The 12,037-nt window shown below is 37.9% G+C and carries 11 protein-coding genes; 7 read left to right on the forward strand and 4 right to left on the reverse strand.

Translation table 11 applies throughout. The features are described from left to right. Positions 1 to 52: 52 nt before the first annotated feature. Positions 53 to 2,086: a Na+/H+ antiporter gene (locus MLE13_RS07750; protein ID WP_240749149.1), complete on the reverse strand. Its 2,034-nt coding sequence runs from the start codon at positions 2,084 to 2,086 to the stop codon at positions 53 to 55. 153 nt (positions 2,087 to 2,239) lie between these two features. Between MLE13_RS07750 and MLE13_RS07755 the strand changes: the two genes are divergently transcribed. From MLE13_RS07755 to MLE13_RS07775, 5 genes are all read left to right on the forward strand, one after another. Further along, positions 2,240 to 2,986 carry a hypothetical protein gene (locus MLE13_RS07755; protein ID WP_240749150.1) on the forward strand — a complete coding sequence of 249 codons (747 nt, stop codon included), beginning with the start codon at positions 2,240 to 2,242 and terminating at the stop codon, positions 2,984 to 2,986. Between the two features lie 124 nt (positions 2,987 to 3,110). Further along, positions 3,111 to 4,259 (forward strand): NAD-dependent epimerase/dehydratase family protein, encoded by a 1,149-nt coding sequence (locus MLE13_RS07760; protein ID WP_240749151.1) that lies wholly within the window; start codon positions 3,111 to 3,113, stop codon positions 4,257 to 4,259. A 43-nt stretch (positions 4,260 to 4,302) separates the two neighbouring features. Beyond that, entirely contained in the window at positions 4,303 to 5,442 is a 1,140-nt protein-coding gene (locus MLE13_RS07765) for a glycosyltransferase family 4 protein (RefSeq protein WP_240749152.1), read from the forward strand. 33 nt (positions 5,443 to 5,475) lie between these two features. Next, positions 5,476 to 5,931, forward strand: a complete 456-nt coding sequence (locus tag MLE13_RS07770; RefSeq protein WP_040850483.1) for a GtrA family protein — start codon at positions 5,476 to 5,478, stop codon at positions 5,929 to 5,931. Positions 5,932 to 6,259: 328 nt separating this feature from the next. After that, positions 6,260 to 7,399: a CapA family protein gene (locus tag MLE13_RS07775; RefSeq protein WP_240749153.1), complete on the forward strand. Its 1,140-nt coding sequence runs from the start codon at positions 6,260 to 6,262 to the stop codon at positions 7,397 to 7,399. Between the two features lie 208 nt (positions 7,400 to 7,607). On the opposite strand, the gene MLE13_RS07780 is transcribed toward MLE13_RS07775, so the two are convergent. Further along, positions 7,608 to 8,492 carry a glycerophosphodiester phosphodiesterase gene (locus MLE13_RS07780; RefSeq protein ID WP_430905205.1) on the reverse strand — a complete coding sequence of 295 codons (885 nt, stop codon included), beginning with the start codon at positions 8,490 to 8,492 and terminating at the stop codon, positions 7,608 to 7,610. A 267-nt stretch (positions 8,493 to 8,759) separates the two neighbouring features. Here MLE13_RS07780 and MLE13_RS07785 point away from each other — a divergent pair, with 267 nt between their 5' ends. After that, positions 8,760 to 9,137, forward strand: a complete 378-nt coding sequence (locus MLE13_RS07785; protein WP_008429380.1) for a YidH family protein — start codon at positions 8,760 to 8,762, stop codon at positions 9,135 to 9,137. Between the two features lie 44 nt (positions 9,138 to 9,181). After that, complete coding sequence (locus tag MLE13_RS07790; RefSeq protein ID WP_240749154.1) at positions 9,182 to 10,399, forward strand: EAL domain-containing protein; 1,218 nt, start codon at positions 9,182 to 9,184, stop codon at positions 10,397 to 10,399. Positions 10,400 to 10,433: 34 nt separating this feature from the next. On the opposite strand, the gene MLE13_RS07795 is transcribed toward MLE13_RS07790, so the two are convergent. After that, positions 10,434 to 11,297 carry a YitT family protein gene (locus tag MLE13_RS07795; RefSeq protein WP_240749155.1) on the reverse strand — a complete coding sequence of 288 codons (864 nt, stop codon included), beginning with the start codon at positions 11,295 to 11,297 and terminating at the stop codon, positions 10,434 to 10,436. Positions 11,298 to 11,586: 289 nt separating this feature from the next. Next, on the reverse strand, positions 11,587 to 12,027 hold the full coding sequence (locus MLE13_RS07800) for a VOC family protein (protein WP_240749156.1): 441 nt from the start codon (positions 12,025 to 12,027) through the stop codon (positions 11,587 to 11,589). Positions 12,028 to 12,037: the final 10 nt, after the last annotated feature.

Genomic DNA, 12,037 nt, shown 5'->3' on the forward strand with positions numbered 1-12,037 from the left:
AGCGCTAGTTATCTGCGCTGTTTTTTTAAATATACTTATTTTTAAAAAGCTCTTACTCATTAGTCTCATAAAGCGTCACACTTTCAACATTGTGAATATAACGTCTAAGCTCTTTTGCCTGCTCTCTCGTAATTTCTCCTGCTACATACATTTTATAGATAACAGAGCGACCCATATCCATGACAATTACCCGTAACTCTTCTTTTTGCAATTCATATTTTTCATCATACAAAGCTTCTGGCTTCTTTAAACGGCTGGTCATTTGTTTGTAATCTGAGATGACAGAGTCACTGATTTCTTTCGGCTCGTACTTTTTAGCAGTTTCTTCTAATCCAGAAAGCGCTGCTTGTAACGCTTCTAATTGAAGTTGAAGACCTTCTTGAAATTCGACCAGTCGCGTTTCTTCCTCGCGAGAATTTTGACCTCTAAAGCGTCTCCATGCTCGAATAAGCTTGCCTTGTAAATACAGCATGGTCGAGCGCGCATTATCGGCGACCACTTCTTCTCGCCGATTTAATGACTTTTCGAATGCATCATATACTTCTTCTTTCATTTTTTTATTGCGGTATTGTCGTTGTACATATTTGCGTTCCAGTTTTAATGCTTTTAAGCGAAGTTCTCTTGTTTTGCGTTGATATTTTTTATTTGCTTGAGCTTTTGTATCTTCTTCAGTTTGAATATGACGAAAATGCAATTCATACTCCTCAATTAACTCATAAGCGGCAGCTTCGTTTTCTTCAGTAATTTCAGATTTTATCTTTTGAATCGATGCCAACAAAATGCGCCGTTGTGCTTCGTTCAGATCCATTTTCTCCGTAGTACCCCCATCTACTATTTGTCCCTTACTAAGTAGCGGCAAAACAATCGTTGCAACTATTAGCGTGAATAGAATCGTTCCAGCTGCTAAAAATAAGAGGAGTGCTCGATTTGGAAATGCTTCTCCGTTGTCCATTAAAAATGGCAAAGACAATACCCCAACCATTGTAACGGTTCCTCGTACACCGGTTAAGCTGACGTATAACATTAACTTCAAACTGGGTTTAGCGGCTTCTTTCATTTTCCCAAAATGATATTCATATAGAGAAAACAAATAGGCCCAGACAAAGCGAATCCCAAGAATCATTAATCCAACTGCTAAAACGTAGAGCAATAACAGCCACAAGTTAATATTAGGATTTTCGAGCACACCGCTCATCGAAGTTGGGATACTTAAGCCTAATAGTAAAAAGACCACCCCGTTTAAGATAAACAGAATAATAGTCCAAATATTTTCAGTTAGCACTTGCTCTTCAGCGATTAAAGTTTCTGTTTGTTCTCTTACTAATGAATGGACAATACCTGCGACCACTACTGCGATAACTCCCGATGCATGGAGAAGTTCTTCTGTAACGATGAAGATTAAAAAGGGTGTCATGATTTGTAATAATGTATGAAAGGTAACGTCATTAATACCTTGTTTCCGTAAAACTAAACGAATGCTGATCACCAATAAGCCCAGCGTAAGACCTAAAATTCCACCCACCAAAAATTTATAAGAAAAATCGAAGACAGCTTCCGACAATGAAAAGTATCCTGTGACAACAGCCGCTACTGCATAATTGAACGCAACAAGTCCTGAAGCATCATTAATCAACGATTCTCCTCTGACTAGGCTCAATACTTTTTGAGGAATTCGAATTCGCTGTGCAATACCATTAACCGCCACTGGATCTGTCGGTGACAAAATAGCCGCTAACGCAAATGCCGCAGCAAGTGGTATTTCTTCTATTAGCCAATGGATAAAATAACCGCCAACGACCGTTGTCAGTAGTACGAGTATGATCGCGTTTCCTAAAATCGGTCCTTTCATTCGCCACAATTCTTCTCTCGGAAAACGACTGCCATCATTGAACAATAATGGAGCGATAAATAATAGTAAAAACCACTCTGTTTCAATATCAAACGTAATATCTTCGTATATAAGAACCAAAATTACACCTAAAGCTACTTGGATTAAAGCAGTTGGAATGTAGGGTGTGTAATGACTGACGACATTTGAAATCAATAAACAAATTAACAATAAGAAAATTGTGAGTAGTAAGTCCATAGCGGATCTCCATTCTGCTTTAAAGGTGAATTATTTATGTATACCCAAAGTACGGCATAGACTATGCTCTTTACCCGATTAATATGTAAAATTTTTTAGAGTATGAATGTGCGGAGAAGATTCGGGTATACATTTTCTAACCTGTATTAGGAGGTGTCACTCTTGTTTTATTTCAGTTTAGTAATTATCATCGCATTTATGTTTGTTCACATTTTTACAAATTACATTAAATTTTTAGATCGCAAGCCTAAAGATAGACTAATGTCCTTCGTCTCTGGAGGTTCCATTGCTTACGTTTTTCTACATTTGGTCCCTGAATTAACTCATTACGAGAAAGTAGCAGGAAATGCTGAACTGCCCTCATGGATTGAATCACTTGATTATTCTACTTATCTTGTAACGCTTATCGGCATCGCGTTTTTCTATGGCATCAACCAATTAAATGAAAAATCGAAAGCCAAAAATGAAAGAGAAGAAAATATTTCTCAACCAAGCAGATATGTCTTTGCTCTCGAAATTTTCGGATTTTCTTTATACAATGCCTTGATTGGATATTTACTCGTTGATTTAAGTGGCGAAAAAATTCCTGATTACATTATTTATTTTGTGGTCTTTTCATTTCATTTTGTTGCCAACAATCGCGTATTGCATTTAACTCATGAAGATTTATACACCAATATCGGTCGTTGGGTATTAGCATTTTCTGTATTTGTGGGCTGGTTACTTTATCATTTAACCAATGCCACTGATATAAATATCGCCTATTTTTCTGCGTTTCTCACAGGAGGTGTCATTTTAAACATTTTAAATGATGAACTCCCGACCGAGAAGAATAGCAGCTATCCCTCTTTTATTGCGGGGCTTATCTTTATTGCTGTATTACTCCAGATTACCCTTTAAGAACATCTCAGGTTATTGCCTTCTAGTCCTTACTAGCTCTTCTTTGTTTCAGGTTTATTTTGTACGTTAAAGTGGTACAAAAGATATATATGTAATATTCAGAAAAAGAGTGGGGGAATTTTTGATGAGGATTATTGTAGCGGGGGGAGATGGCTTTTGTGGTTGGCCAACTGCTTTGCATTTATCACAAAAAGGACATGATGTATCCATCATTGATAATATGGTACGAAGAAAAATGGATGAAGAATTAGCTTCAAATTCACTCACTCCGATTGCCTCTCTCGAAGAGCGCGTAAACAAATGGCAAGAACTAACTGGCCAAGTGATGCGTACATACGAGGGCGACTTACAGGATTTCGAATTTTTAAAAAGGGTGCTTGAACAAGAACAGCCTGAAGCATTTGTTCATTTTGCCGAACAACGATCTGCCCCTTACTCTATGATTGACCGTGAACATGCTGTCTTCACACAAGTAAACAATGTAGTCGGTACACTCAATGTGCTGTATGGCATAAAAGACATTGTGCCAGACTGTCACTTGATCAAGCTCGGAACCATGGGCGAATATGGTACGCCTAATATTCCGATTGAAGAAGGATATATAGAAATTGAACATAAAGGACGAAAAGATCGGTTGCCGTTTCCTAAACAGCCAGGTTCTTATTATCATCTTTCTAAAGTACATGATAGTCATAATATTATGTTTGCCTGCAGAGTTTGGGGAATTCGAGCAACTGATTTAAACCAAGGAATTGTTTATGGACTTTCCACAAAAGAAACCCAATTAGATCCCATTTTGGCAAATCGTCTTGACTACGACTCGGTGTTTGGAACCGCCTTGAACCGGTTTATAATTCAGGCTGCTACTGAACATGACTTAACAGTATATGGAACAGGCGGCCAAATACGTGGATTTTTAAATATCGAAGATACGGTGAATTGCATCGAAATTGCTGCTGACAACCCAGCTGAACCTGGTGAGTTTCGTGTATTCAATCAATTTACAGAGGATTTTTCTGTACTCGAGTTAGCACAAATGGTGCAAAAAATTGCCGCAGAAGAAGGATTAACTGTAGGCATTAGACACCTAGAAAATCCACGTATAGAAAAAGAAGAGCATTTTTATGAGGCGGTCAATACGAATTTATTGGATTTAGGGTTAAAACCTCATTTACTGACTGACGAGGTTATCCGAGAAATATTAAAGACCGTCCAAGTTCACAAAGATCGTGTTATTAAAGAAAATGTCTTGCCCACCGTTAAGTGGAAGTAAAAGGCGTTTGCTAAGTTTATGTTCATAGAAAGGAGCTGTTTCTATGAAAATCTTGATTGTCACTGAAACTTTCTTGCCCTCAACTGATGGCATTGTAACTCGATTGACAGCTTGCATCCGCTGGCTGCATAGAGACGGTCATGAAATTCAAATTATCGCACCTGATCTGGGCGTAACAGAATTTGATGGTGCCGTTGTAAAAGGAATTCCTGCATTCGCTTTTCCTTTTTATCGTTCTAAAAAATTTGCTTTTCCGAATCGTCTTGTCAAAAAATATATGCTGGAATTTAATCCGGATGTTGTCCATGTTGTGAATCCTGCTGTTGTTGGTTATTCAGGTGTGACATATGCCAAAAAGTTAGCGATTCCTATGATAGCGTCTTACCATACCAACATTCCTCAATACATGGCGTATTACAAACTTGGTAAATTAGACTGGCTCATGTGGTGGTTTATGAAAAAAATGCACAATGCAGCCGATCTTAATTTATGTACGTCTCACACTGTTTTAAAGGAGTTGGAAGAAAAGGGTTTTGAGCGATTGCAAGTTTGGAAACGCGGCGTAGACACTAAGAAATTCCATCCTAAACATGCTACAACGGACTTGCGTTCCCGCTTAACAAATGGGCAAAATGACAAAATCCTGTTGCTATACGTTGGCCGTTTAGCTGCAGAAAAAGAAATTGAAAAAATTCGCGATGTCTTACTAGCATCAGATCGTTTTTGCTTAGCAATTGTTGGAGACGGTCCACACAGAAAAGAACTTGAAGCCTATTTCCAAAAAACGCAAACAGTGTTTACTGGATTTATCCATGGGGACGAATTAACTTCAGCTTTTGCCTCTGGAGATGTTTTTGTCTTTCCTTCTACTACAGAAACATTAGGTTTAGTAATTATGGAAGCGATGGCTTCAGGATTACCTGTAGTTGCAGCCGAAAGCGGACCGACAAAAGAACAAGTAGCAGACCGTGAAAACGGTCTACTTTATGACTCGAAAGATCCAGAAAGTTTCAAACAAACAATTCTTCAACTTGAAGATAAAAACTTTCGTCAACAACTGGCGCAACAAGCTTTGCTTGATGTAGCAGATCTCGGATGGGCTGCTGTTGCACAACAAATTCGCGATTTGTATAAACAAGTTGCCGAAGCCGAAACAGTGGATTCTTTTCAGGCCGTCGATTGAGAAAACCGAAATTCAGAAGAATAGGGTGTTGTCATGGAGAATAGTCAAAAACGTAAGGCCCCTATTCAGCCACTTCAATTCACCCTAATCGGGATTTCCAATGCAGCAGTCGATATCGGCTCGCTCAATTTATTATTGCTCTTATCCCCTACAAGCCATAGCGGAACTTTAGCATTATTTAATACAATCGCTTATTGCTTGGCGATAAGTAATAGTTACTTCTGGAATTCTAGAATTACCTTTCGCCATTCCGCTAAAGGCAGTCGACAACAGCAATTCTTCTTTGTCCTGCAAGGACTGTTTAGCTTACTGATTAATAACGGTGTTTTTTTAGCATTCAACTTACTGCTTCAATTCATGGAAATCTCTAGTTGGATTAGTCTTAATCTTTCAAAGGGACTCGCGATGTTTGCTTCTTTTGCAGCCAGCTTTTTCATGATTAAATACTTTGTCTTTAGAGACCAACAAAATCGAAACAAAAAACCTTAATTCATACGAAAAAAACTCATCCTATATATAGGATAATTTTTTTTAATTTGAGAACAAGTTGAAATTCAAGTTAACGGCCTCCACATTCTTGTGGCGGCGAATAAAATTCTTTTTTTCAACTTCCCTCTCTAGTTAAACGACCATAAAAGTAGTAATCTATAGATGAAGATCCAAGCGATGATCAACTCTTATTCCATTTGCCGCAAATTAGAAACTCCGCCCATGGATTTTATTTCTTTTAGGTCCGTTCAAGTGGATGCATGAAACCAAAGCGACTTTTTCATATAGGAAGTGTTCAAGATCTTACTAAACTTATGGAGTGAGACAAGTGAACTTCAGCAAAGTATCTCTTTTTCTATTATTAGTTGCTGCAACCTTCCCTCTTATTGGATGTTCAATCGCTCCTAACGCCGACGAAAACGAACTAACAGTTTTTGAAGCCCGAAATGCCCCCATCGCTACGAGCCCTTCAGAGCTGAACTTAGAATATTCCGCTTCACTATCTGCTGTTGGAGATATTCTAATTCATGAACGTGTTTACTTAGATGCTAAAAATGAAAACAGCTACGACTTCAATCCTATGCTTGAAAAAGTGACACCTTTTCTCGAACAAGCCGATCTTACCATCGCCAATTCTGAGAGTATAGTTGGCGGCAGTGAAATTGGACTCTCTACTTACCCTGCCTTTAATAGTCCTTACGAGATAGGTGCAGCCTTAAAGAATTCTGGTGTAGACATTGTCACACTAGCAAATAATCATACGTTAGATCGAGGAAGATCGGCTATCGAAAATGCCATTCATTACTGGGATCAAATTGGTATGGTGCATACCGGCTCTTATTTATCGAACGATGAGCGAGCAGAAGTTACATTAGTGACACGTAACAACATCACCTTTTCTTTCCTATCTTATACGTATGGTACAAACGGAATTCCAACGCCTGGCGGAATGGATTACTTAGTGAACCGCATCGACCCTTTAGTCATCCAACAAGATTTAAAGCATGCGAGAGAAGTATCTGATGTCGTCGTTTTAAGCCTGCATTTTGGTCAAGAGTATCAAAATATGCCGAACGCTGAACAAATCGAATTGGCTCATTTTTCTGCTGATAACGGTGCTGATATTATTTTAGGACACCATCCCCACGTGCTGCAGCCACCTGAATGGATTGACGCAGCAGATGGACGTAAAGCGTTTGTCGTGTATTCCCTCGGTAATTTTTTCTCTGGTCAAGACGGATTAGACCGACAAATCGGTGCGATTTTGCATCTTGATATTGTGAAAAAAGTGACAGTAGATTCTACCACCATCAGTTTGCAAAATCCTGCCTTTACAACAACCTTTGTTAAAAGCTCCAATGCTAAAAATTACGAAATGGACTTATTGAAGAACGTCGATAAAAATTTAAATGATGCTACTAAAGCCCACCTATCTACATGGATAAAAGATCTGGAATTTATCGAATAAAACGTACAGAGCGAGTCGCTCTGTACGTTTTACTTTTTCAGCGTTTATCAACTCTATTATTTCGGGTAATTGATACTATTATTAAAAAGGTGGGATAGGTATGAGAATCTCCTGTATGGGCAGTTTGCTCATCTCAATTATTCTTTCAATTGTATTGACGATTTTGTTAAATTTGTTATTTTTTTAATCACTGAATATCTCGCTACTTTTACTTATTTTTCAATACCGCTTCTAGAACATCTGGATAATTGGTGAACATCCCAGTGACGCCCCAATCGATTAAGCGTTCCATATCTGAACGCTTATTGACGGTGTATGGATGGATTAGTAGTCCATGATTTCGTACTTGTTCCACATAAGCTCTGTCTATTCTTTTATGGTTCATGCCTACACCGATAGCGTATTTTTTAATATTATCAAGTTCTGCATCTGAAATCACTGCTGGGTCTGAATAGGAAATCAGTTGAACTAAAGGAATTTCTGCTGCAAGCTTATTCATTTTCAGCAGACTCTCCTGACTAAAAGACTGGACGATTATTTTACTAGATTGTGCATTTTGACTAGTCAACTTATGCTTTTTCAAAATCCTTACTAGTTCCTTCTCCATGCCTGGGTAAACATCTGGCGCTTTTGTTTCAATATAATAGCGAGAATTTTTCCCGAAAGCTTCAATCACTTCTTCGAGTGTTGGCACTTGTAATCCTTCAAACTGTGACTGAGCTTTTTCAGGATAGGCTGCGTTAAACCAAGAACCAGCGTCTAATTTCTTAATGTCGGCAAGCGTCATGTCTTTTACCTTGCCTGAACCGTTAGTAGTCCGGTCCACTTTTTCATCATGCATCGCGATCAAAATACCGTCTTTTGTCATTTGCAAATCTATTTCTATGTAATCGCCATGCATTTCTTTACCCAATTGATAAGCGGACATTGTGTGTTCAGGCGCATGCCCTGATGCTCCACGGTGTGCAATACTCAAAAATCGATTGGGATTACTATCCCCTTCTTTCGATTTCCCCCATGCCACTTTTGAATTCATCGAAACAACTAAACTGAACATCATTAATACCAATAAACTAAATCTAATTTTCTTCAACTACTTCATCTCCTTTTTTCAAACCTAATATACCTTTCCCATTAACTATATCCATTAAAACTAAACAACTGATAAAATTCACATAAACTTAACAGAACTTATACAGTCATTCTCTTAATGTTAACTGCAAATCTCTATTAATCGCCGTGTACCTTTTCTAAATTCCTTTTTATTGTCGATTCATTTATACTAGAAACACATCGTTTTTCTCAATTCCAACTTGTTAAAAATTTTTAAAGCCATTGATTACCAGGAGGAGAGAATAGAATGTCACGCCAGTCCTACAAAAAAGAAAAAAACCAGTTAACTTATACACAACAACATCTTGCTAATGAACGCACTTACTTAGCATGGATTCGAACCGTCATTTCAATCGTCGGCGTTGGTTTTCTCGCAACTAGCTTACACTTTACCATGGGTGTCACACGCAATTCATTTGTAGACACTTTCACTATCGCACTTGGTATTTTCGCCTGTATTTTCGGTCTCATTGTTATTTTTTCAGCAACTCAAAACTATAAAAAAAAGCGGCAGCAACTTATCAATGAAACATTCACACCATCTAATATGCACATCACCTTGATATCTTCTATGTTGGCTATCATGATCATGATGGTCGTCGTTTACTTTTTCATGATTATGTAATTTTTTTACATAGTTGATAGATTTGCAGTAAAGGAGCAACTACTATGGATCCGCTAGATATTCTTGAAAATTTATCTGATGTAAAACCTGCTTATCAACCCATTGTTAGTGCGGTCAAACATACCGTAATCGGTTATGAAGTTTTAGGGCGTTTCCATTTTAAAAACGAGTGGATTAGTTTAGGCAATTTTTTTCATGACACCGACGTGCCCGATGAGTACAAAGTGGTGGTCGATCAGCATCTTTTAGAGCTTGCTATTTGTCAAATGCTTGAGTCAGGTAACGATAGACTGTTATTTATCAATCGTAATGCTAAACAATTATTGATTAACAGCGGAGAAGATTTTCTAGAAACTCTTCAAGCATATGAAAAAAAGGGGTTCTCGATGAACCGCATTGTATTGGAAATCACCGAACATGATTTTGATGAAGATTTTGATACACTTCATCATTTATTAATGTATTACAAAACCTATGGCATTCAGATTGCGGTAGATCATGTCGGAGCAAAAAGCTCTAACATTGATCGAATTCGTCAACTTCGCCCTCATATTTTAAAAGTAGATACTAGTCTCGTTCGAAACGCCAATCCCGAGGCATTCCAAGATGTTGTCCAAACACTTACCGTGTTAGCACGTCGAATTGGCGCAAAACTTTCCTATGAAAACATTGAAGATAGCTACCAATTGTATTTCGCATGGAAAAATGGTGGCCATTATTACCAAGGCTTTTATTTAGCAAAACCTACTTTTGAACTTCCAGTTCAGAGCTTTGATCCGCTTGCTGTAAGTGAAAAAATCACCGCCTTTGTTCAACGAGAGAAATCGATGATTCAACAACGATACGCGTTTACAGTCAGCCTTGAAGAAAAAGTGAAGAAACTTCTTTCTAAATGGCATGGTCCTGACACTGCAGACCGGTTTATCGAAGCAATAGTTGAACCCTTTGATAAAGAAAGCTTCCGGTTGTATGTTTGCAATAGCGATGGTCAACAAGTGTCTTCTAACTTCCAAAAACGACAAGATCACTGGGTTTTTGAGTCAGATCAAATTGGCTCCCATTGGGCATTTCGACCTTACTTTTTAGAAAACACTATGCAAATGAAAACTTTGCATAAAGGAATTTTATCAGATGTCTATTCTGATATTGAAACGACTAAAATGATTCGCACATTTAGTTTTCCATTGTCCGATGATTGTTATTTGTTTATCGACATTAGCAATGATTTTATTCTAGAAGAAGATTATTTACTGTTTCAATAATAGATTCATATAGCTACAAAAAAAGCTCTTCAGTTTAGGAAACTGAAGAGCTTTTTAACATTGGATTTTTCATGAAGTTATCGTCCTTCCGGAAATTCCCCATAACTTCCATCGTCTCACTAATGCTAACAAATGCATTCGGATCAATGTTTTTAATGAGCGGACGCACAAATGCCAGTTCATGACGACCAATTACGCTATATAGTACTTTTACTTTTGCCGATGAATAAGCACCTTCGCCATCCACTACTGTAATGCCTCGATATAAATTATCGAGCAACTCTTTTTTAACCGCATCACCTTGAGCCGTTACAACCATCAAGCTGAGCTTTATGTGACGTGTGTGGACACGGTCAATGACAAGTCCAGAAATGTAAATTGAAGCCATTGTATACATGGCGAGTTCCCATGAGAACACAAAGCCAGAGACGAAAACAACTGTACTATTGAGAACAAAAACAAGCGCACCCAATGGGATGTCGCGCTTCATTGACAATAACAAACCAATAACGTCAAATCCACCTGTTGAACTATAATAGCGAATAATAACGCCCATTGAAGCTCCGGCAATTACGCCACCAAATACAGTTGAAAGTAGAGCATCCTCTGTTATTTGGACAACAGGAATATATAACATGGAGATTGACGTAACGACAACTGAAAACAAGCTATTGGCTATAAAATTCTTACCAAGTTTCATCCAACCCACAACGAGAATCGGGATATTCAAAACAATCATCCAAACCCCCGCATTTAAAGGTGTTATCAAACCAAGCATCATTGCAATCCCTGTTACCCCACCTGCTAGTATTTCATGTGGCAGTAAAAACATATTAAACGCAACACCGAGAACGATTGAGGAAATAAAAATAATTAACAATCTCATCCATTTATTCATAACCAAACTCCAATCCTGAGGCAAGCCTCAGCCAAACTATTTTGTTCATGCCACAAAAAAAGGGCGTGCAAATGCACGTCACCTTAAGACTATTTATCAGAATGTAATTTCTTTTCAATAAAAACTACGAAAAAGCGAATAAATTGTTCTTTTTATAGTGAATCAATGTTCTATATTATAGGGGCTTTCAACCTAAGAATGCAAGTCTTTCTTCTTTTGTTCATAGACTGTTTAAATTTTAACTTTAAAGGTTCTCCTCATTGCCCATCTTTGTATTTGACGAGCACTTTTAAGTTGTTTCACTTTCAACTGAGATTTGCCAGTCGATTCCAAATTTATCAGTCAAGCTTCCGTATAATGGCGTCCAGAAAGTTTCCTGCAACTCCATTACGATGTTACCACCTTCAGCCAACTTATTAAAAATAGTTCGCCCTTCTTCAATACTGTCTAAAAACAAGGTTACGGATATATTGTTCCCTTGTTTAAATGTTGACATTCCAAGACCTGGTACTACATCTGAAATCATCAACATATCTCCATTTTTCAAATCGATTTGAGCATTCATCACCAAATCTTTTGCTTCATCTGGCATGCCATCCATATCTCCTTCATTTGCATCACCGAACGTCATTAGGCTTATTAGCTCTCCACCTAACACTTCCGTATAAAAATGGGCGGCTTCTCTGCCATTGCCATCAAAGTTTAAGTAAGGAAATAATTTTTTAATCATGATCATTCTC

The organism is Planococcus halocryophilus (assembly GCF_022489025.1).
Classification (GTDB): Bacteria; Bacillota; Bacilli; order Bacillales_A; family Planococcaceae; genus Planococcus; species Planococcus halocryophilus_A.

Coding starts and splice junctions, on each gene's coding strand:
- MLE13_RS07795 (WP_240749155.1), bottom strand. CDS start 11,297: ATGAATAAATGGATGAGATTGTTAATTATTTTTATTTCCTCAATCGTT.
- MLE13_RS07785 (WP_008429380.1), top strand. CDS start 8,760: ATGTCACGCCAGTCCTACAAAAAAGAAAAAAACCAGTTAACTTATACA.
- MLE13_RS07750 (WP_240749149.1), bottom strand. CDS start 2,086: ATGGACTTACTACTCACAATTTTCTTATTGTTAATTTGTTTATTGATT.
- MLE13_RS07760 (WP_240749151.1), top strand. CDS start 3,111: ATGAGGATTATTGTAGCGGGGGGAGATGGCTTTTGTGGTTGGCCAACT.
- MLE13_RS07770 (WP_040850483.1), top strand. CDS start 5,476: ATGGAGAATAGTCAAAAACGTAAGGCCCCTATTCAGCCACTTCAATTC.
- MLE13_RS07765 (WP_240749152.1), top strand. CDS start 4,303: ATGAAAATCTTGATTGTCACTGAAACTTTCTTGCCCTCAACTGATGGC.
- MLE13_RS07790 (WP_240749154.1), top strand. CDS start 9,182: ATGGATCCGCTAGATATTCTTGAAAATTTATCTGATGTAAAACCTGCT.
- MLE13_RS07800 (WP_240749156.1), bottom strand. CDS start 12,027: ATGATTAAAAAATTATTTCCTTACTTAAACTTTGATGGCAATGGCAGA.